Origin of the sequence: Streptomyces sp. PsTaAH-124 (genome assembly GCF_000373685.1) — a bacterium.
Classification (GTDB): Bacteria; Actinomycetota; Actinomycetes; order Streptomycetales; family Streptomycetaceae; genus Streptomyces; species Streptomyces andamanensis.
In genome coordinates, this window is record NZ_KB892191.1 from 334,522 (window position 1) to 354,806 (window position 20,285).

17 protein-coding genes are annotated in these 20,285 nt (G+C 75.3%); 9 read left to right on the forward strand and 8 right to left on the reverse strand.

The annotated features are described in order from the left end of the window. Window positions 1-73: 73 nt before the first annotated feature. The gene (locus tag B086_RS0129000; protein WP_018569948.1) at window positions 74-1,234 is read right to left on the reverse strand and encodes a HoxN/HupN/NixA family nickel/cobalt transporter; all 1,161 of its coding nucleotides are present in this window, start codon (window positions 1,232-1,234) and stop codon (window positions 74-76) included. A gap of 304 nt (window positions 1,235-1,538) precedes the next feature. Between B086_RS0129000 and B086_RS0129005 the strand changes: the two genes are divergently transcribed. Both B086_RS0129005 and B086_RS41090 read left to right on the forward strand, forming a co-directional pair. After that, window positions 1,539-2,207 (forward strand): DedA family protein, encoded by a 669-nt coding sequence (locus tag B086_RS0129005; protein WP_018569949.1) that lies wholly within the window; start codon window positions 1,539-1,541, stop codon window positions 2,205-2,207. Window positions 2,208-2,244: 37 nt separating this feature from the next. Next, complete coding sequence (locus B086_RS41090; RefSeq protein WP_018569950.1) at window positions 2,245-2,979, forward strand: phosphatase PAP2 family protein; 735 nt, start codon at window positions 2,245-2,247, stop codon at window positions 2,977-2,979. Between the two features lie 63 nt (window positions 2,980-3,042). Here B086_RS41090 and B086_RS0129015 read toward each other — a convergent pair whose 3' ends face one another. Together B086_RS0129015 and B086_RS0129020 are read right to left on the reverse strand one after the other, a co-directional pair. Beyond that, window positions 3,043-4,008 carry a lysylphosphatidylglycerol synthase transmembrane domain-containing protein gene (locus B086_RS0129015; RefSeq protein ID WP_018569951.1) on the reverse strand — a complete coding sequence of 322 codons (966 nt, stop codon included), beginning with the start codon at window positions 4,006-4,008 and terminating at the stop codon, window positions 3,043-3,045. After that, a complete protein-coding gene (locus tag B086_RS0129020) occupies window positions 4,005-5,501 on the reverse strand; it encodes a hypothetical protein (protein ID WP_026252874.1) in 1,497 nt (498 codons plus the stop codon). The genes B086_RS0129015 and B086_RS0129020 overlap by 4 nt, the downstream gene beginning before the upstream one ends. Window positions 5,502-5,784: 283 nt before the next feature. On the opposite strand from B086_RS0129020, the gene B086_RS0129025 reads away from it, so the two are divergent. Then, complete coding sequence (locus tag B086_RS0129025; RefSeq protein WP_026252875.1) at window positions 5,785-6,168, forward strand: BlaI/MecI/CopY family transcriptional regulator; 384 nt, start codon at window positions 5,785-5,787, stop codon at window positions 6,166-6,168. 57 nt (window positions 6,169-6,225) lie between these two features. On the opposite strand, the gene B086_RS0129030 is transcribed toward B086_RS0129025, so the two are convergent. Together B086_RS0129030 and B086_RS0129035 are read right to left on the reverse strand one after the other, a co-directional pair. Continuing rightward, window positions 6,226-8,568, reverse strand: a complete 2,343-nt coding sequence (locus tag B086_RS0129030) for a glycoside hydrolase family 65 protein (RefSeq protein ID WP_018569954.1) — start codon at window positions 8,566-8,568, stop codon at window positions 6,226-6,228. Continuing rightward, window positions 8,565-9,341, reverse strand: a complete 777-nt coding sequence (locus B086_RS0129035; protein WP_018569955.1) for an HAD family hydrolase — start codon at window positions 9,339-9,341, stop codon at window positions 8,565-8,567. The genes B086_RS0129030 and B086_RS0129035 overlap by 4 nt, the downstream gene beginning before the upstream one ends. Window positions 9,342-9,489: 148 nt before the next feature. Between B086_RS0129035 and B086_RS0129040 the strand changes: the two genes are divergently transcribed. The 5 genes from B086_RS0129040 (at window position 9,490) to B086_RS0129060 (ending at window position 14,903) form a co-directional block, all read left to right on the forward strand. Further along, on the forward strand, window positions 9,490-10,173 hold the full coding sequence (locus tag B086_RS0129040) for a nucleoside/nucleotide kinase family protein (RefSeq protein ID WP_018569956.1): 684 nt from the start codon (window positions 9,490-9,492) through the stop codon (window positions 10,171-10,173). An 86-nt stretch (window positions 10,174-10,259) separates the two neighbouring features. Continuing rightward, the gene (locus tag B086_RS0129045; RefSeq protein ID WP_018569957.1) at window positions 10,260-11,183 is read left to right on the forward strand and encodes a MurR/RpiR family transcriptional regulator; all 924 of its coding nucleotides are present in this window, start codon (window positions 10,260-10,262) and stop codon (window positions 11,181-11,183) included. Window positions 11,184-11,398: 215 nt separating this feature from the next. Continuing rightward, complete coding sequence (locus B086_RS0129050) at window positions 11,399-11,782, forward strand: hypothetical protein (RefSeq protein ID WP_018569958.1); 384 nt, start codon at window positions 11,399-11,401, stop codon at window positions 11,780-11,782. Window positions 11,783-11,971: 189 nt separating this feature from the next. Beyond that, on the forward strand, window positions 11,972-14,233 hold the full coding sequence (locus B086_RS41095) for a SpoIIE family protein phosphatase (RefSeq protein ID WP_018569959.1): 2,262 nt from the start codon (window positions 11,972-11,974) through the stop codon (window positions 14,231-14,233). 256 nt (window positions 14,234-14,489) lie between these two features. After that, window positions 14,490-14,903 carry a Zn-ribbon domain-containing OB-fold protein gene (locus B086_RS0129060; RefSeq protein WP_018569960.1) on the forward strand — a complete coding sequence of 138 codons (414 nt, stop codon included), beginning with the start codon at window positions 14,490-14,492 and terminating at the stop codon, window positions 14,901-14,903. Here B086_RS0129060 and B086_RS41100 read toward each other — a convergent pair. Beyond that, window positions 14,794-16,170: a glycosyltransferase 87 family protein gene (locus tag B086_RS41100; protein WP_018569961.1), complete on the reverse strand. Its 1,377-nt coding sequence runs from the start codon at window positions 16,168-16,170 to the stop codon at window positions 14,794-14,796. The two genes, B086_RS0129060 and B086_RS41100, sit on opposite strands and share 110 nt — an antisense overlap. A gap of 364 nt (window positions 16,171-16,534) precedes the next feature. Here B086_RS41100 and B086_RS0129070 point away from each other — a divergent pair, with 364 nt between their 5' ends. Further along, window positions 16,535-19,357: an alpha/beta hydrolase family protein gene (locus B086_RS0129070; RefSeq protein WP_026252876.1), complete on the forward strand. Its 2,823-nt coding sequence runs from the start codon at window positions 16,535-16,537 to the stop codon at window positions 19,355-19,357. A gap of 35 nt (window positions 19,358-19,392) precedes the next feature. Here the strand turns inward: B086_RS0129070 and B086_RS0129075 are convergent, their stop codons facing one another. Together B086_RS0129075 and B086_RS0129080 are read right to left on the reverse strand one after the other, a co-directional pair. Continuing rightward, window positions 19,393-19,779, reverse strand: coding sequence for a PPOX class F420-dependent oxidoreductase (locus B086_RS0129075; RefSeq protein ID WP_018569963.1), 387 nt, complete (start codon window positions 19,777-19,779; stop codon window positions 19,393-19,395). A gap of 209 nt (window positions 19,780-19,988) precedes the next feature. Continuing rightward, entirely contained in the window at window positions 19,989-20,174 is a 186-nt protein-coding gene (locus B086_RS0129080) for a hypothetical protein (protein WP_026252877.1), read from the reverse strand. Window positions 20,175-20,285 lie beyond the last annotated feature (111 nt).

Consider the following 20,285-nt stretch of genomic DNA (forward strand, 5'->3'; position numbering starts at 1 on the left):
CGCGGTCGTGTCGTGCTCCGCGTTTCCCGCTGCGCCCGCTCCCATCACCCCGGCCCGCTCCGGGCGCCCGGACTCACTCGGCCGGGGAGTCGGCGGGGGCGGCCAGGTCCGCCGTCCACTTCTCCTCGATCCGGCCGACCTTCCAGACGACCAGGGCGAGCACCCAGGTGACGAAGAACAGGCCGACGACGACGAAGCCGATGACGTTCAGGTCCAGGCCGCCGACCCAGTCCCAGAAGGCGCCGTGCAGATCGAGTTTGTCGGCGAGCAGGCCCAGCAGTTCGACCGTGCCGATGATCAGGGCGACGGCCACGGACAGACCGGTGATGGTGAGGTTGTAGTACACCTTGCGGACCGGCTTGGAGAACGCCCAGCCGTAGGCGAAGTTCATGAACGAGCCGTCGATCGTGTCCAGCAGCGACATACCGGCCGCGAACAGCACGGGCAGGCACAGGATCGCGTACCAGGGCAGCCCGGAGGCGGCGCCGGAGCCCGCGAGCACCAGCAGGGCGATCTCGGTGGCCGTGTCGAAGCCGAGGCCGAAGAGCAGGCCGAGCGGGTACATCTGCCACGGCTTGGTGATCGACTTCATGAACCGGCCGAGGATGCGGTTCATCAGGCCCCGGCTGCCCAGCTGCTCCTCCAGGGCGGCCTCGTCGAAGTGGCCCGAGCGCATCTCGCGGAACACCTTCCAGATGCCGGCCAGGATGACCAGGTTGACGGCGGCGATGACGTACAGGAAGGCGCCGGAGACCGTCGTGCCGATCAGGCCGGTGATGTCGTGCAGCCGGGAGTCGTCGTTCTGCACGGGTCCGGCCAGCGCCCGGATGCCGAGGGAGAGCAGGAAGGCCAGGCCGAAGACGACGCTGGAGTGGCCGAGGGAGAACCAGAAGCCGACGGAGAGCGGGCGCTGCCCCTCGTGCATCAGCTTGCGGGTGGTGTTGTCGATGGCGGCGATGTGGTCGGCGTCGAAGGCGTGCCGCATGCCCAGGGTGTAGGCGGTCACGCCGATGCCGATGCCGAACGACTTCGTGCCCAGGCTGTAGTGCTGCGGCGCCACGATCCAGACGAGCGTGAACCAGCCGATCACATGCAGGGCGAGCACGAAGGCGGCCATCCCGCCGACCCTGGTCCACTCCTGCCGCGTCATCGAGGTGCGGACGCGGTGCCAGAGCGGGCCCTTCGGTCCGGTCGTGGCGGGGAGGGGCGGAGCGGAACCAGGGGCGGCCGTCATGGGAGAGGTGTTCCTTCGGGTGGGGTCGTGCGGGCGGACCCGGGCCGGGGCCGCCTTCTGCCATCGTCACCCACCTGCGCACCGTGTGCAGTAAAGGCGACCACCGTTCTTGACCATGGGACGGAAAAGTCCAGGTGGGAAGCGGTCCGGTGCGCCGGGCGCCAGGTCTTCACCCGTCCGGCCGATCGGGGGGCCGTCCACGACGGACGATATCGTCTACAGTGGCGTAGACGGTCTACCGGCCTGTAGTCGGTCGCCACCGGCCACCGTCGCTCGTCACCCGGACGAAATGAGCCCCGCGCCGATGAACCCCTCCCCGCTCCTGTCGTCACCGCTCGCCGTGAACGTGCTCGACGCCCAGTCGCTGCTGGCCGCCTTCGGCGTGCTGGGCGTCGGTGCCGTGATGTTCGCCGAGACCGGACTGCTGATCGGCTTCTTCCTGCCCGGCGACTCGCTGCTGTTCACCGCGGGCCTGCTGTGCACGGGCACGGCGGACCGGGGCGTACGGCTCTCCCTCCTGCCGCTGCTGCTCGCCGCCGCGGCGGGCGCGCTCGCCGGGTCGCAGTGCGGGTTCGTGCTGGGCCGCAGGGCCGGGGGCGCGCTGCTGGCGCGCAGCCGCTCGCGGCGCCTGCACGAGGGCGCGCGGCGCGCCGAGGAACTGCTCGGCCGGTACGGGCACGCCAAGGCGATCGTGCTGGCCCGCTTCGTGCCGGTGGTGCGCACCGTGCTCAATCCGATGGCGGGCGCCCTGGGCGTGCCGGTCCGGACGTTCACGGTGTGGCAGGTGGCCGGCGGCCTGCTGTGGAGCATCGGTCTCACCCTCGCGGGGTACGCGCTCGGCTCGTCGGTGCCGGACGTCGACCGGTATCTGCTGCCGGTGATCGCGCTGATCGTGGCGGTCTCGCTGATCCCGGTCGCCGCCGAGGTGGTGCGCTCCCGGCGCGCGGCGAAGACCGAGGAGGCGGGCGGATGACACCGGCCCCTGCCGCCGCGTCCGCGCCCGCGCGCCCATGAGGCGCCGGGACGCCGCCGATCTGGCGGGCAGCGCCGCGGTCGGCGCCTGGGCCGCGTTCACCGTCGTCGCGCTGGTGGTGGCCGGCGGGCACGGCGCACCGCTGCGGGTCGACGAGACGCTGCTGTCCTGGTCGGTCGGCCACCGGCCCGCGACGGCGGTGGCCGTGGCCCGGGGCGTGACCGCCACCGGGACGGGCGTCGTCCCCTATGCGCTGGTCGCCGTGGCCGGTGCGGTCGCCGGACGGACGGCGCGGCGGCGCGCGGTCGCCGCACTGCTGGGCCTGGTCTGCCTGGCCACGGGGCAGCTGGCGCGCCGGGGCGTGAGGGAACTGGTCGCCCGCCCGCGTCCGCCGCGCCCCGACTGGGCGACGCACGCCTCGGGCTGGGCCTTCCCCTCGGGGCACACCACCACATCGGCGCTGACCGCCGCGCTGCTGGTGCTCGCGGTGCTCCTGCGCGCCCCGCGCGGCCGTACGGCGCTGTGCGCGGCGGCGGGTTGCTGGGCCGTCCTGGTGGGGGTGAGCCGGGTGTATCTCGGGGTCCACTGGGGCACCGACGTGGCCGGAGGCTGGCTGTTCGCGGCCGGCTGGTCCGGGGTGTGCCTGTGCGCGGCGCTGCGGTGGCTGCCCGCCCGCTGCGTCGCGGCGTTCACCGCGCGCGGACCGGCGACGGCGGGCGGGCCGAACCCGCCGCGGACGCCCGAGGGGCTCGGGCGCTCGCAGGCGCGCTGAGCCGCGGACGGCGCCCGGCGCACACACGGCGCGGGCCGGGGTGCGGGCCGAGGTGCGGGCCGCTCACACCGCCCGGCGGCGGATCAGGACGCCGAGGACCAGCAGTCCGGGGATCAGGGGCAGCCAGACCGTCAGGAGGCGGTAGCCGAGGACGGCGGAGGCCGCCGCGGTGCCGGGCGCGCCCGCGGAGGTCAGCGCGAAGGCGAGCGCCGCGTCCAGCGAGCCGAGGCCGCCGGGGGTGGGCAGCAGGGCGGCGGCGCTGCTCGCGGCGAGGTAGAGGAGCGCCACCCGCAGCGGGGACAGGGGCAGCCCGACGGCCTGGACGACGGCGATCACCACCAGCGCGTGCGCCGCGGCGAAAGCGAACGAGCCGCCCCACAGGGCGGCGGCCCGGTGCGGCCGGGCGTGCACGGCCCGGATGTCCGCCCCCACCGCGCCGACCGCGCGCCCCCACCGGGCGCGCAGCGGGCCGCACAGCAGGACCGCCGCCAGCACCGCCACCGCCCCGGCCGCCGCCAGCGCGGTGACCGGGACCTCGGGCAGGCTCAGTACGCCCGGACAGAGCACGGCGAGCACGGCGATCAGGACGCCTCTGGCCAGCGCCCCGGCCGCGGCCTTGACGGCGAGGGCGCCCGCCGAGCGTCCCGCGGGCAGCCCGCAGCGCATCAGGAACCGCAGGTTGACCGCGCCCGCGCCCAGCCCGGCGGGCAGCACATGGTTGGCGGCCGAGGCGGCGAACTGCGCGGCCAGCAGCCGCCCGCGCGGCAGCCGTTCGGCGACGGCGCCCTGCTGGGCGAGGGCCGCGCACGCCCAGGTGGCCAGGGCGGCGGTGGCGGCCAGCAGCAGCCAGCCCCGGTCGGCGGCGGCGAGCCGGTCGGCGCCGGAGGCGACCACCGGCCAGTGCCGCTGCCCGAGGTAGGCGGCGCAGAGCAGGACCGCGAGCAGGGCCGCGGTGTGCCACCGGGTGCGGCGCCGGGGGGCGGCGGCGGGCGGGGCGGGAGCGGCGGGAGTGAGCAGCGGGGAGGTCATGTGCCGGGACCCTTCTGCGCCGTCGGCGCGACGTACGCGAGTACGTCGCCGAGTCGGTGGGCGGGCCAGCCGCGGGCGTACGCGGGCGGCTGGCCGCCCGGCGGGACGAGCGCGGCGACCGGGGTGTGCCGCGCGGTCTCCTCGATGGCGGCGGAGGTGGAGTTGGCGTTGTGGCCGCCGGTCGCGGCGGAGCCGCAGCCGGTGTGGAAGGCGAGCGGGATGGCCTCCTCGCCGGTGAGCAGGCAGGGCGGGCGCACGCCCAGGGCGTGCAGCGCGTCGGCGGTGCGGTCCCAGGCACGGCGGTCGGCCGCGGTGCGCTCGGCGGTGCGGTCCAGGACGGTGTACTGGGTCCCGAGGTGCACGGCGAGTGCCAGCGCGGTGAGGGTCAGGGCCCGTGGCCGCCAGGTGCCCGCCGGGGTGGTGACGCGGTGGACGATGCCGTCGGCGACGGGGACGGCGAGCAGGGCGTAGGCGGGCAGCAGGAAGCGGGGCGCGGCGTAGCCGATGAGGAACAGGTAGGGGAAGGCGGCCGTGGCGGCGCAGGCCAGCGCGACCAGGGTGGGCGTGGTGCGCCGGGCGCGGCGGGCGGCGAGCAGGCCCAGCAGGGCGAGCACCGGCAGGGCGTACCACCAGGCGGTGACCAGCGGGCCCGGCAGGGCTCCGGTGCACGGGCGGCACAGGGTGCGCCCGCCGAGGCTGCGCAGCTGGTCGGTCACGGCGACGTGCCAGCCGAGGTCGCCCTGGATGGCGGAGGCGTCCGCGAGGCGCCGCAGCGGGCCGCCGTGGCCGGCGTAGGACTCGGCGATCCACTCGGCGCCGCCCGCGACCGTCCCGGCCAGGAGCGCGGACAGCGCTCGCCAGTGGCGTCCGGCCAGGGCGAGGAGCAGCAGCGGGAGGGCCGCCCAGACGGCGTCCATGGGGCGCATCAGCGCCATCAGGAGGCCACCGGCCGCCAGGCCCCACAGCGCCGCCCGGTCGTGCCGGTCGGCGCGAGCGCGCAGCAGGCAGCCCGCGCAGCCGAGCGCGCCGACGGCGACCCAGTAGTTGGGCATGGCCTGGGGGCCGTAGAAGAGGGTCACCCACAGGGAGGCGAACAGGGCGCCCGCGAGGGCCAGGACGCGGGCCGGGAAGTGGTGGCGCCACACCCGCAGCGCGAGGTAGAGGGCGAGGCCCGACAGCAGCGCGAGGTAGCAGCGCAGCAGCACGGTGGAGGACGACCAGGCGGCGACGGGGGCGACCAGCAGCGGGACGCCGCGGGCGCGCGGGGCGCTGAAGAAGGCGGCCGGGGCGTGCGGGCTGACCTGGCTGACGTAGACGACCTCGTCCCAGCCGAGGCCCGTCGCGGGGCCGACCAGGAGGAGCTGGGCCAGGACGAAGGCGGCGGCCACCGCGGCGAGCAGCGGATCGCCGCGGCGGCGGGCCGCCCGGCCGGTGCCGGGGCTCGGCGCGGTGCGCCGGGGCCCGGCGAGAACGGCTTGCGTGTGGTCGGCCATGTCCACCCCTCGTCCCTACGCACTGTAGGGTCTTCCACTCCTCAGTGTGCGCGACCGCGCGCGGGAGCCGGCAAGACGCCGGGGAACCCCCGGGAAAACGTCGCGGAAGAATCCGCGAACCCTGGCGGCGGGCTCGGCGCGGCGCGGGCCTCCCTCGTGCGGTCGCTCGTGGATCGCTCGTGGATCGCTCGTGGATCAGGGACAAGCTAACCCGCTCCGGGCCCCGTGCCGGGCGGGACACCGCCGGACATCCGGCACCCCTACGCGCTGTAAGGTTGAGGGCATGGCTGGTAGAGGGCCTCACGGCAGGACGGAACGGCGCAGCCCGGGTGAGCTGGAGGGCGAGGTCCTCGCCGCGCTGTGGTCCACGGAGCGTCCGTTGACACCGGCCGAGATCCAGGTGGAGATCGCCGGGGACCTCGCCTACAACACCGTGCACACCATCCTGAAGCGGCTCTACGACAAGGGTCTGGTGCTGCGGGAGGTCGACGGGCGCCGCGGCGCCTACCGGCCCGCGAAGGACGCCGCCGAACTGACCGCCCAGGCCATGCACGAGGCCCTGGACCGCGGCCCCGACCCGGTCGCGGCGCTGCGGCAGTTCGTGACCGGCCTGAGTCCCGACCGCGAGCGGGCCCTGCGCGAACTGCTCGCCGCCCGGCCCGCGTAGGACCGGCGCGTGCCCGGTCCCGTACGCGGACCGGGCGTCCTGCGCGCGGCGCCCGGGTCAGTGGGCTCCCGGGCTGCGGTGCGGGGGCTGTTCCGGGGCCGGCAGGTGCCGGGGCGGCGGGACCGCGCGGACCGCGGGCGCGTCCGGGCGCAGCGGTACGTCCTCGCCGTGGTGGCGGACCGTCAGGGCGGGGCCCGACAGCAGGGTGTACGTGGCGTTCTGCTGGGTGATCTCCACACGCAGCAGGCTGCCGCGGAACTGGAGCGTGAAGGCCAGCCGGCTGAACTTCTCCGGCAGCCGCGGGGAGAACTGGAGGGTTTCGCCCTTCCTGCGGGTGCCGCCGAAGCCGGTCACCAGCGCCATCCAGGTCCCGGCCAGCGAGGCGATGTGCAGCCCGTCGCGGGTGTTGTGCTCCAGGTCCGCCAGGTCCATCAGGGCCGCCTCGGCGGCGTAGTCGTAGGCGAGCCGCAGATGACCGGCCTGCGCGGCGATGACCGCCTGGACGCACGCGGACAGCGAGGAGTCCCGCACGGTCAGCGGTTCGTAGTAGGCGAAGTTGCGGGCGATGTGCTCGTCGTCGAACTCGGCGCCGCAGGTGTACATCGCCAGCACCAGGTCGGCCTGCTTGACCACCTGCTTGCGGTACAGGTCGAAGTAGGGGAAGTGCAGCATCAGCGGGTACTGGTCGGCGCGGGTGCCGGCGAAGTCCCAGCGCTGGTAGCGGGTGAAGCCCGCGCTCTGCTCGTGCACCCGCAGTTCGGCGTTGTAGGGGATGTTCATGGCCTCGGCGGCGTCCCGCCAGGCCGCGCTCTCCTCGTCGTCGGCACCGAGGAGTTCGGCCTCCTTGGGGTGGCGTTCGACCACGTCGGCGGCGGCCAGCAGGTTCGCCCGCGCCATCAGGTTGGTGTACGTGTTGTCGTCGGCGACGGCGCTGTACTCGTCGGGGCCGGTGACGCCGTCGATGTGGAAGGTGCCGCGGTGGTCGTGGTGGCCCAGCGAGCGCCACAGCCGGGCGGTCTCCACCAGGAGTTCGAGTCCGGTGTCGCGTTCGAAGTCCTCGTCGCCGGTCCCCGCGACGTAGCGCACCACGGCGTGCGCGATGTCGGCGTTGACGTGGAAGGCGGCGGTCCCGGCGGGCCAGTACGCGGATCCCTCCTGGCCCTCGATGGTGCGCCAGGGGAACGCGGCGCCGCCGAGGCCGAGCTGGGCCGCCCGTTCGCGGGCCGCGGGCAGGGTGCTGTGCCGCCAGCGCAGCGCCTCGGCCACCGCGTCGGGCGAGGTGTAGGTGAGCACCGGCAGCACGAACATCTCGGTGTCCCAGAAGGCGTGCCCGTCGTAGCCCGAGCCGGTCAGCCCCTTGGCCGGGATGGCGCGCTCCTCGGCGCGGGCACCGGCCTGGAGCACATGGAACAGCGCGAACCTGACGGCCTGCTGGATCTCCTCGTCGCCGTCCACCTCGACGTCGGCGCGGGCCCAGAAGTCGTCGAGGTAGGCGCACTGCTCGGCGACCAGGCCCGACCAGCCGCCGTGCGCGGCGGCGGCCAGGGCGGCGTCGACCTGGTCGCTCATGGCGGGCAGCGAGCGGGTGCCGGACCAGCCGTGCGCGACGAGCTTCTCCACCCGCAGCGTCTGCCCCGCCTCCAGGACGGCGGCGACCGTCAGCCGGGCCAGGTCGGGGTGGCTCTCGCTGCTGGTGGAGGTGCGTTCGGGGCCGGAGACGACGTGGTCGGCGGCGACGGCCACCCGCAGTCCGCTGCGCCGGGTGCGGTGCACCAGCCGCAGCCGGTGGCCGGAGGCGAAGTCCTCCTCCGGTTCCAGCGGGGCCTGGAGCGCCATCGCCGCGCGCGGGTCGCCGTCGGCCTGCGGCAGCTGCTCGTTGGCGACCAGTTCGGACTGGATGACCACCCGGGCCTGGCAGTCGACCGGCTCCACCTCGTAGGCGATGGCGCCGATGGAGCGCTGGGTCAGGGAGATCATGCGGGTGGCGCGCACCCGGACCTTGGTGCCGGCCGGGGAGATCCACTCGCAGGTCCGCTCCATCACCCCGCGGCGCAGGTCCAGGACGCGCTCGTGGGAGAGGAGCCGGCCGTAGCGCAGGTCGAACGGCTCGTCGTCGACGAGCAGCCGCAGCACCTTGCCGTTGGTGACGTTGATGACGGTCTGGCCGGACTCGGGGTAGCCGTAGCCGGCCTCCGCGTACGGCAGCGGGTGCACCTCGTACACGCCGTTGAGGTAGGAGCCGGGCAGGCCGTGCGGCTCGCCCTCGTCGAGGTTGCCGCGCCAGCCGACGTGGCCGTTGGAGAGCGCGAAGACCGACTCGCTCTGGGCGAGGACGTCCAGGCTCAGTTCGGTCTCGCGCACGGACCAGGGTTCGACGGCGTACGAGCGGTGGGTGATCACGCGGCGCCTCCCTTCGCGGCGGGTCCGGCGGGCCCGGCGGGTCCGGCGAGGAGTTCGGCGAGGTCGTCCACGACCACGTCGGCGCCGTGCGCGTACAGGGCGTCGCGCTGGCCGACGCGGTCGACGCCGACGACGTACCCGAAGCTGCCGGAGCGGCCCGCGTCCATCCCGGCCAGGGCGTCCTCGAAGACGGTGGCCCGTGCGGCGTCGACACCCAGGTCACGGGCGGCGGCGAGGAAGGTGTCCGGATGCGGTTTGCCGGGCAGCGCGCGCTCGCGGGCGACCACCCCGTCGATCCGTACGTCGAACAGGTGCTCGGCGTCGATGGAGCGCAGCACGTCGACGGTGTTGGCGCTGGAGGAGACGATCGCGGTCTTCAGGCCCGCGGCCCGGACCGCGTCGATGTAGCGCAGCGTGCCCTCGTAGGGCTGGACGCCCTCGGTGCGGATCTTCTCCAGGACGAGCGCGTTCTTGCGGTTGCCGAGGCCGTTGACCGTCTGCGCGTCCGGCGGGTCGTCGGGGGTGCCCTCGGGCAGTTCGATGCCGCGGGAGGCGAGGAAGGTGCGCACCCCGTCGGCGCGGGGCCGTCCGTCGACGTACTCGTCGTAGTCGGCGGCCGCGTCGAAGGGCCGCTGGTCACCGCCCCGCTCGCGCAGGAACGCGTCGAACGCCTCCTTCCAGGCGGCCGCGTGCACCACGGCCGTCCTGGTGACGACCCCGTCGAGGTCGAAGAGGCAGGCCAGGATCTCATCGGGCAGTCCGAGCTGTGTCATACAGGCACCCTTCCCCGCGACGCGGTGTCGACGGAGTGTCGCATGCCACATCCGGCGGACTTCATCCCTGCCCCGGGGTCACTTTCCGGCCTTCGGGCGCCCGCCGCCCGCCGGGGAGCGCGTCCGGCCGGGTGACACACTGGCGGATGTGCCGCTCGCCTTCGACGACCTCCTGGCCCGTGCCCGCGCCCTGCCCCGCCCCGGCCACCGCGCGATCCTCGGCATCGCGGGCAGCCCCGGCGCGGGCAAGTCGACCCTGGCCGAGCGGCTGGTACGGGCCCTGAACGGCACGGCCGAGCCCTGGGTGGCGCATGTCCCGATGGACGGCTTCCACCTGGCCGACGCCGAACTCGACCGGCTCGGGCGCCGGGACCGCAAGGGCGCACCGGACACCTTCGACGCGGCGGGGTACGCGGCGCTGCTGCGGCGGCTGCGCGAGGAGTACCCGGGCAGCGTGGCGGGCGGGAGCGAGACGGACGGCGAGACCGTCTACGCGCCCGGATTCGAACGCGTCCTCGAACAGCCGCTCGCGGGCGCGGTCCCGGTGCCGCCGTCCGCCCGGCTGGTCGTGACGGAGGGCAACTACCTGCTGCTGGACTCCGGCCCCTGGAGGCGGGTGCGGGCCCGGCTGGACGAGGTGTGGTTCTGCGAGCTGGACGAGGCCGAGCGGGTGCGGCGCCTGGTGGCCCGGCACGAGCGGTTCGGCAAGGGGCACGCGGAGGCCGTGGCCTGGGTGCGCCGGAGCGACGCGCGCAACGCCGAGCTGGTGGCCGCGACCCGCGTCCGCGCGGATCTCCTCGTCCCGGCGACCGCCCTGCCAGTGTGGCCCTGACCCGTACGGATCCGCCCGCGCGACCACCGGTCATGACGGTGAGTGAGCTATGTTGAAGCGCTGTGGGAGACAAAGGAGGCGCCTCGGTGCCATCGCCGCAGCAGGCCCGCGCCCAGGCGTCCGCGATCACCTCGGGCAAGTCGGTCCCGCGGACGCAGGCCGCACCGGCCTCGCAGCTCAGGGCGCTCTTCGACGGCCCCCAGCTGTCCCCCGGGCAGCGCCGCATCGCCCAGTACCTGATCGAGAACCTCGCCGAGGCGGCCTTCCTGTCGGTCACCGAACTGGCGGACCGGGTGGGGGTCAGCCAGCCCTCGGTGACGCGGTTCGCGGGGGCGGTCGGCTTCAGCGGCTACCCGGCGCTGCGCGAGCGGCTCCAGTCCCTCGCGCTGGCCGGGCTCGCCGGCGGTCCCGGACCGGTCGAGGAGGACCGGGGCAACGAACTCCAGGCGGCCGTCGACGCCGAGATCGAGAACCTGGAGAACCTGCGCCGCGACCTGGCCGACCCCGAGCGGGTGATCAGCGTGGGCCGCGCGCTGTCCCGGTCGGCGCCGCTGACCGTGCTGGGGCTGCGCATCTCGGTCTCGCTCGCCGAGTACTTCGCCTACGCGGCCCGGCGCATCCACCCGGACGTGCGGCTGGTGACCCACGGCGGCAGCGTCGCCTACGACGCGCTGCTCCAGTCCCGGGAGGCCGGCGGGACCTGGGTGCTGGCGTTCTCCATGCCCCGGCACGCCCAGGAGACGCTGACCGCGGTCCGGGTCGCGCGCGGCGCCGGGCTCAAGGTGGCCCTGGTGACGGATCTGGCGCTGGGGCCGGTGGCGGACGAGGCCGACGTGACCTTCGCGACCGGCACCGGTTCCCGGCTGGTCTTCGACTCCTACGCGGCGCCCGGCATCGTCTGCGCCGCCCTGCTCCAGGCCATGACGGACGCCGACCCCGAGCGGACCCAGGCCCGGCTGGAGGAGTACGAGCAGGTCGCCGACCAGCACCAGTTCTTCCTGAAGGACTGACCGGCCCCGGTCCTCGGGCCGGTCCGGCGCCGCGGTGGCCGCAACACAGGCGCGCCGCGGTGGTCGGAACGTACGCGGACCAGCCCCCGTAAACCCGGCATGAATGTTTTCATACGCCTTGCAAAGCGGATGGCATATATAAATACTGCTCACGGATCGCGGCCCGGCTCCCTGCGTCGGCCCCCTCCACGACGCACGCCGCACACCCGGAAGCGATGACCATGCCTGTGACCACCACGCGTGTCAGCCCGGACTGGCCCTGCCAGGTCAAGCCGCCCGGCAGCTACGACTGGGAGCGCTCGGCGGTCAGATGGCTGCGGGACCTGGTCCCCGCCCGCTACGGCAGCTACCCCGCGCTGCTGCGCCATCCCGTACTCCTCGCACGGCATGCGCAGATCCAGGTGCAGCAGGAGGTCAGGGTGGCCCGCACCGCTTTGCAGACCGCGCGCGCCGACCTGCCCCGGCTGGGTCTGCCCGAGTCGGTGATCGAGCACACGATCAAGCTGTACGCCGGGGAGCTGCTCCAGCTCCAGCACATCGCGCGCAGCGTCCGGGCGGTCACCGAGGCCCTGATGCGGCACGGCGGCGCGAGCCGCTGAGGCGCGGCCGCCGGGGCCCGCCGCACCCCCTCTCCCCCGCCGACCTCCGGCCGGAACGCACCTGGAACGCAGCCAGAACTCAGCCGCAACGCACCCGGCAACACAGCCGGAACACAGCCGGAACGCCCGCTCGCACAAGTATCCGATCGGGCCGTGATCGGATCAGGTCATCTGTGCGATGCTCGTCCCGTGACCGGCGAATCCGTGTTCCCCGGGGAGTCCGGCGGCGCGCCCGGCCCGGCCGCGCCGACCGGTACGGCTGCCGTGGTCGAGCGGGCCAAGGGCGCGCTGATGGCGCTCACCGGCTGCTCCCCCGAGGCCGCGCACGAGGATCTTCTGCGGCGGGCCAAGGCCGCGCACCGCACCCTGACCGAGGAGTGCTGGATCGCCCTGGGCACGCTGGTCCCGCCGCTGAGCCATGCCGCCGGGGCCGCGACCGCCGACGAGGAGGCCGAGGGCGCCGTCCTGGCCGGGCTCGGGCGGGCGCTGACCCATGTGGAGACCCCGCCGGACCTCGCCCGGTGCCTGCTGGCCCACCTCGCCGGGCCCGTCGGCGCCGACGCCGTGCTGATCCATCGCCGTCCGCCGTCGGGCGAGCCGGTGCCGATCGGGTACGCGGACATCGACGGGACGCGGGCGCGGCGGTGGCGGGACATGCCGCCACCGGCCGGGACCGGCGGCGCCGGGGACCGCACCGGCCACGCCCCGCGCCGGACGGAGAACGCCGTCTGGCTGCCCGTGGGCGGTACGGACGACGCCGAGGTCGTCATCGGTGTGCTGCGGGAGCGGGCGGACCCGTTCACTCCCCGCGCCCGGGAGCTGCTGCGCCACGTCTCCTGGCTGTGCGCGGGGCGGCTGCGCGACCTCGGCGCGGGACAGAGCCGGCCCGGCTCCTCCGGATCGTCGCGGCCGCCGGTTCCCGCGCCCGCGTCCCTGCCGGTGGACGGCCTGTTCGCGGCGCTGCCCGGCGCGGTCCTGCTGCTCTCCCCGCTGCGCTCGCCCTCGGGTGACGTGGCGGACTACCGCGTGGACGCCGCCACCGCGCAGGGCGCCGACGTGCTCGGTCGCGACGCGGGCGACCTCGTCGGGCGGCGGCTCCTGGAGTGCTGGCCGAACGCCGCCGGGGAACCGCTGTGGCAGAGCTGGCTCGCGGTCCTCGACACCGGGGAACCCCGCGAGGGCGAACCGTTCACCCGGCCGGGGCCGGGCACCGACCGGCGGGAGCCGCCGCGGTACGTGGTGCGGGCGGCCCCGCTGGGCGACGCGCTGGTGGTGAGCTGGCTGCGGCACGACGCCTCGGACCGGCAGGCGCAGCGCCTGGCCGAGCTACAGCGTCTCGGCCGTCTGGGCTGGGCCGTCTGGAACCTGGACACGCACGAGGCGGCCTGGTCGGACCAGGTCCACCTGCTGCTCGACCGCGACCCCGCGCTCGGCCCGGTCCCGGTGGAGCACCTGCCGGACCTCGCCGTGCCGGAGGACGGACCGGCGCTCGGCCGGGCCGTACGGGAGCTGCTGCGCGACGGCACACCCTTCGACGTGCCGTTCCGGGTGCGGACGACGGCGGGGCTGCGGCATCTGCGGGCGGTCGCCGAGACCGTCGTGGACAGCGGGGGCCGGCCGGTGGAGGTGCACGGCTTCGTCCAGGATCTCACCGCGCAGCGCAGCGCGGAGCTGGCCCTGGTGGAGAGTGAGCGGACGATGCTCGCCCAGGACGGGGTCCTGCGGGCCGAGCGGATGCTCGCGGGCCGCCTCCAGCACGCGCTGCTGCCGCTCCCCCGCCACGCGGTGCGCCTGGCCGGGCTGCGGGTCGACGTCACCTATCTGCCCGCCGAGTCCGGGATCCACGTCGGCGGCGACTGGTTCAGCGCGGTCGAACTGCCGGACGGGGACGCGCTGTTCGTGGTCGGCGACGTCGCCGGGCACGGGATCGACGCGGTGGCGACGATGGCACAGCTCCGGTTCACCGCCAAGGGCATGATCTTCACCGGCTCGTCGCTCACCGGGGCGCTGGCCCGCCTCAACACACTGCTGCTGCACTCCCGGGACACCAAGGGCACCGCCACCCTCGTCCTGGCGCGCTACGCACCGCGCGAGCGCCGCCTCGTCTGGGCCCAGGCGGGCCACCTGCCGCCGCTGCTGCTGCGCCGGGGCGAACCGCGGTACCTGGAGCGTCCGTCCGGCGTGCTGCTGGGGGCGACCGAGACACCGGTCTACGCGGAGGCCGAGTGCCGCCTCGAACCCGGGGACCGGCTGCTGTTCTACACGGACGGACTGGTCGAACGGCCCGGCGAGAACATCCAGCGGGGTCTGGAGCGGCTCGCCCGGAACGCGGCCGCCCACCACGCGGACGCGCCCGGCTCCCTGGTGCCGCTCCTGGGGTCGATGCTGGAGGGCGAACGGCGCGACGACGTGTGCGTGCTGGACGTACGCGTACCGGGCGGACCCGCGTAGTCGGCGCGGCCTGCGCACCCGGCGCGAACGGCGTACCCGCGCGACGGGCAGGCCGGGGGTGCACCCGGTGCGTCCCGCATGTCCCGCCCCCGCCCCCGCCCCCGCCCCCGCCCCCGCGAGGTGGTACCCAGTACCTTTACGGGGGGCACTGAGTGCCATACTCTGTCGTGTGCACGGCGGCACCGCGAGCCGCCCCCGCCCGTGCACGGGTTCCCCGGCACGCGGGATTCCGGCCCAGCGCAGGGAGTTGACCAGCGTGTACCACCCCTCTGGAAACGAGACCGGTGCGGCGGCCGGCTCCGCGACCGCTCTGCTCGAACCCGCGGCCGGTGACCGGGAGGCGCTGACCTTCCAGCGCTGTACCTGGTGCGGTACGGCGATGTACCACCGGCTGCTGTGTCCGGTGTGCGGGGGCAGCGAACTGCGCACCGAGCGCAGCGCGGGCACCGGCACGGTCCGGCACGCCGCGATCGTGCACCGCAACACCCCCGCCGCGCGCAATGTGTCGATGGTGGAGATGAGCGAGGGCTTCGTCGTGCGGGGCAGGGTCATGGGGCCGCTCATCTCCATCCACGGCGGCGACCGGGTCCGGCTGACCACCGCCAAGGATCCGGTGCGCGGCGAACCGGTCTTCCAGTTGCTGGACGAGCCCTACCGCGCCTGGAGCTGACGGCGGCCCCGTCCGGCCGGAGCGGTGAGCGCCCTGCGGCGGCGTCGCGGTCGTACTCCGGGGACCCGGCGGGTCCCGTGCGCCGGGCGGCGAGGGCGAGCACGAGGAAGGTCAGCAGCGCGCAGCCCGCGTAGACACATCCGGGCCAGGCCAGCGTCCACGGATACGGGTCGGGCCGGGAGAGCCGGTCCTCGGCGCCGATCAGCCGCGGCACCAGCCGGGCCCCGGTGACGGCCGCCCACAGGACGAGCACGGTCCGGGCCGCCGCCCGGGTGCGGTGCGGGCCGTGTGCCAGCCAGATCATGGCGGGCAGGCACCAGATCCAGTGGTGGCTCCAGGAGACCGGGCACACCAGCAGCCCGTACAGCTCCACCGTGACGAGGACGCCCAGCGGGTCGTCACGGCGCAGGGCGGCGCGCAGGGCACCGGCCGCCGCCAGGGTGACCAGGGCGAGCGCGGCCCACCAGAGCGCGGTGCCGCCCGCGTCGTGGCCGAGGAGCCGGGTGAGCGCGCCGCGCAGCGACTGGTTGCGCACCGACCACACCGGGCCGACGCGCCGTGTGTCCGTCACCAGACCCGACCAGTAGCGTTCCGACTCGCCCGGGGCGATCCACCAGGCGAGCCCCACGGCCGCGCCGCCGGTGGCGACCGCCCAGCCGGCCGCCCGCCACTGCCGTGTGGCCAGCAGATACGCGCCCGCGACGGCCGGGGTCAGTTTCAGCGAGGCGGCGAGTGCGACGGACGTGCCCCGGACGGCCGCGCGGTGGCCGAACGCCAGGCCCCCGACGACGGCCGCGCCCAGCAGCAGGTTGATCTGGCCCTGGTCGAGGGTGTGGCGCACGGGTTCGAGCCAGGGCGCGGCGGCGGCCCAGAGCAGGGCGCGGTCCCGGTCGCCGCCAAACCTGTGCGGCAGCAGCCGGAGCGCGCCCGCCGTGACGACGAGCACCGCGGCCAGGGAGGCGGCCCGCCAGAGCACCACCGCCGCCGTCCAGGGCAGGTGTGCCAGCGGCAGCAGCACCAGCGCGGCGAACGGCGGGTAGGTGAAGGGGAGTTCGGGGATGGGCGGCCCGGTGCGCACCACCTGGTCGTAGAGGCCGCCGGTCAGGACGTGCGGCGCGGCCTCGTGGTAGACACGCAGGTCCAGCGGCTCGGCCGGACTCAGGAGCGCGGTCAGCACGTACAGCGCGAGGGATCCGGCCAGACACCACCCGGCCCGGCGCGTCAGCCACCGGCCCGCGCGCCGCCCGTGGACCGCGATCCTCTTCACCGCACCAGCTCCGTCGCCTCCGCGCCACCGGTCGCCCCGGCCGCCCGCCTCGTCCGTGTCCCGCCCCAGGAACGACCGGTGGCCCACCGGCGTCACCGGTGATACGCCGACGGAGTGTGGTGCGGGTGTACTCCGGGCGGCCCGCGGCCGACGACGGGCCGAGGACGCGAACCGCGCGGCGGCCGCGCCGTGTTGACACTGGCGTGATCATGTCGCTGACGTCGCGCCACTCACGCCTCACAGGCAACCCACAGCCCACCTGCCCCGTCCTCCGGGGCATCAGTGGCCCCCGGTACCGACGGGGCGCCGCGTCCGAGCACCGGAGGAAGTCCGTGTTCCGAGGAGTGTTCCGAGGAGGGGACCGTTGATCCGCGTCCGTCGAATAGGGGTCACCGCCGTGGCGTTGCTCGCCATGGCGGGAGCCGCGCCCGCGTCCGCACAGGCGGCGCGGGCGGCGCAGGACCGACTGCCGTCCGCCGCACGGCAGTCGGCGGCGGCCGGTGACAGCGGCACCGGGCTCCCGCCCGGCTGGCGCGTCACCGGGTCGGGCGACGCCCGGCAGTTGGAGTGGCACACGGGCACCCCGGTGCCCATGGGCGACGCGCGCGTCGAGTTCTACGCGGGCGACCGCCTGCTGGGCCGGCCGCGGCCCGGCGGGGACGGCCGTACGTTCCGGCTGGACCTGGGCGCGGCCCGCACGAAGGGCCTCAAGAAGCTGACGGACCTCCAGGTCCGCGCGTCCGGCCGCAGACTGGACGCCGAGGACACGTCCGGGGCCGCGCAGGCGCCGGGCCGCAGCGGCGCCCTGGCGGCGGTTCAGCCGCCCGCCCCGCTCCCGGCGGGCAAGGTCGATCCGGGCAAGCCGGGCACCTACCGCACCACGACCGGCGAGTACCGGCTGGGGTCGGTCCGGCTGCCCGGCTTCCCGGCCCCGGTGGAGATGCAGGCCGTGGTGGTGACGCCGCAGGGCGCCACCGGCCGCCGCCCGCTCGCGCTGTTCCTGCACGGCCGCCACGCCCCCTGCTACACCCCGCACAGCGACGAGGTGTCCGGCGACTGGCCGTGCCCGGCCGGATCGCTGCCGATCCCCAGTCACCGCGGCTACCTCCAGGACCAGAAACTGCTGGCCTCGCAGGGGTATGTGACCGTGTCCATCGCGGCCAACGGCATCAACGGCCAGGACTGGCAGGCCGAGGACGGCGGCGCCCAGGCGCGTTCCTCGCTCGTCCGGCAGCACCTGGCCCGCTGGGCGGACTGGGCCGCGCACCCGGCCACGGCACCCGCCGCCGTACGCCGGGGCCCGGTGGCCGATCTGTCGCGGGTCCTGCTCGTCGGGCACTCGCGCGGCGGCGAGGGCGTCAACCGCGCGGCCATGGACAGCCTGTACCCGCCCGCCGCCGACCAGGACGGCTATCACGGAAAGACCCGCTGGCACATCAGCGGCACCGTGCTGATCGGTCCGACGGTCTTCGGCCAGAATCCGGTCGCCGACGTCCCGTCCGCCACGCTGCTGCCCGGCTGCGACGGTGACGTCTCCGACCTCCAGGGCGAGGTGTACGTGGACGGCACCCGCGGGGTCAGCCGCGGCACCGCCCTGCACAGCGCCGTGTACGTGGTCGGCGCCGACCACAACTTCTTCAACACCGAGTGGACGCCGGGCAAGGCCGTGGCGCCCGCCGACGACGACTTCTACGAGGACCCGGACCAGCGCGACCCGGTCTGCTCCCCCGGGACCGCCACCCGGCTGACCGCGGACCAGCAGCACCGGGCCGGCGCCACCTACATCGCCGCCGCCGCGCGGCTGTTCGTCGCCGGGGACGACCGGGTGCGTCCGCTGCTGGACGGCTCCGGGGTCCGGGCGCCCTCCGCCGACCCGGCGCGGGTGCTGACCCACGCGGTCGGCGCCGGCCGTACCGGCGGTCTGCTGCCCGACGGCCCGCTCACCGTGACCGGCGGCGGTGCCCGGCTGTGCTCGGCGGTGGACCCCGACGCGTCCGTCGCCTGCCTCGACGAGGACACGCCCGGCCGCTCGCCGCACTTCGCACAGTGGGACACCGACCGGGAGGCGGGCCGCCGCGCGATCGCGCTGCGCTGGTCCGCCGCCGGTTCGGCGGTACGGATCCGGCCCGGCTCCCCGGTGTCCTTGAAGGGCGCCGAACAGCTCGCGCTGCGCGTCTTCGTCCCGCCGAACACCACCGGCACCCGGCTCGACGTGGCCGTCACCGACGCCGCCGGACACCGCGCGGCCCTCGGCACGGTCCGTGCCGACGGCCTGCCGGGCACCGAGCGCACCGCCTCCTACTGGGCGCGCGAGGTACGCGTCCCGCTGGCCGCCGCCACCCGCGCCGGGCTCGATCTGCGGCGGATCGCGTCGCTGGAGCTGACCCCGCGCACGCGTTCCGGGCAGGCCTGGCTCATGGACGCCTGGGGCTGGCGTCCGGGCACCCCGGCGGTGCGGGCCGCCGCACTGCCCCGCGTGGACGTCGGCCGGCTCACGGTCAAGGAGGGCGACTCGGGCGAGCGCACCTACCGGGTGCCCGTGCGGGTGTCCGGGCAGGGCAGCGGCCAGGTCCGGGTGTACGTCATCGATCCGGTGACGAACGAGGCGAAGGGCCGGCTGGTGACGGTGCGGCCCGGCGGGCACTCGATCGACGTGCCGGTCCTGGTGCGGGGCAACACCCGCTACGGCGCGGACGTGGCCACCGACATCGTCGTCAAGGCGGTGCACGGCGCGGTGGTCGGCTCCCACCGGGGCGGGGTGACCGCCCTGAACGACGACCCGGCGCCGACGATCACGGTGACACCCGTCGCCGACCGGGTCACCGAGGGCGAGACGCTGAAGTGGCGGGTGAACCTGTCCGCGGCCGCCGACTCGGACATCGTGGCCATCTTCGTCGTGCAGCCCCTCCCGGACGGCCCGGAGCTGTCCACCAAGGACGTCGACCCGCAGTGGCTGTCGGACACCACCGGTGAGTCGCCCGACCCCGAGCGTCCGCTGTCCTCCCTGGACATGTACCTGTGGGCCGACGTGCCGGCGGGCGAGCTGAGCACCGAGCTGAGCGTCCCCACGGTCCGGGACCAGGCGGCGGAGCAGCCCGAGCGGGTCCGCATCGCGCTGACCGGCGACGACGGGCAGGTGCACGAGGGTCTGCCGGTGGTGACGGGCACCGTGCTCGACGCCTCGTAGGCGGCGCCGCACCCCGGGTGGCTCCCGTGCGCGGATCAGCGCGCGGGGGTCACCCGGATCCCCACGGTGCCCCGCTCGCCCCGGCGCAGCCTGCTGCCGAGCAGGGTGAGGCGGCCGATCAGCCCGTACTTGCGGGCGATGAGGCCCCGGTAGCGCGCGGTGGTGTCCCGGTCGCAGATCTCCGCGGTGGCGGGCAACTGGTCGCCGGTCGGGTGCCCGCGCACATCGCACGGGCCGACCAGCACGTCGGGGCGGGCGCGGATCCGCTTGACCTTCCAGGAGTCGGCGGCCGTCCACACGCCGAGCGCGGCGCCGTCGCGCACGACCCAGACGGGCGTCGCCACGGGTGTGCCGTTCTTGCGGTAGCTGGTGATCAGCACATACTTGCCGGCCCCGAGCCGTGCCACCGGATCCACGTCCATGCCTGGCATCCTAGGCTGGTCCTCGGCGCCGGGTCCCGGAACAGGGAACGGCGGGCGCGGTGGCCTCGGCGGCGGCCGCGCGGCGGGTGCGGGGGTGCTGACAGTGCGCCCCGGCCGGAAGGGCCGGGGCGTGCGGGACGGGGGCTGCGGGAGGAGCGGGGAACCGGTGCCCGGCGGCGGCCAGGGGCACCGACCGGGGCGGCGGCGGGTCAGGCCGCCTGGTCCGAGACCGGAGCGGCCGTGGCCCACTCCATCACGAGGCGCTGGTACACCTCGCGCTGCTCGGTGGTCAGTGTCCCGCCGGACCTGCGCCACAAGGCACGGATCTCCTCGTTGACCTCCGCGGCCGATCGCTCGGAGGCGGCTTCAACAGTGGTGGACATGCTGTGAAGCATATGCCGATCGATGTGAAGGCGGAGTGAGTAAGTGCGCTCGAACCGGACATAACGGACCGTGTTGCTGCTCACGTCGATCCGGGGCGCCCCGCCCCTCCCGCGCCCGGTCCC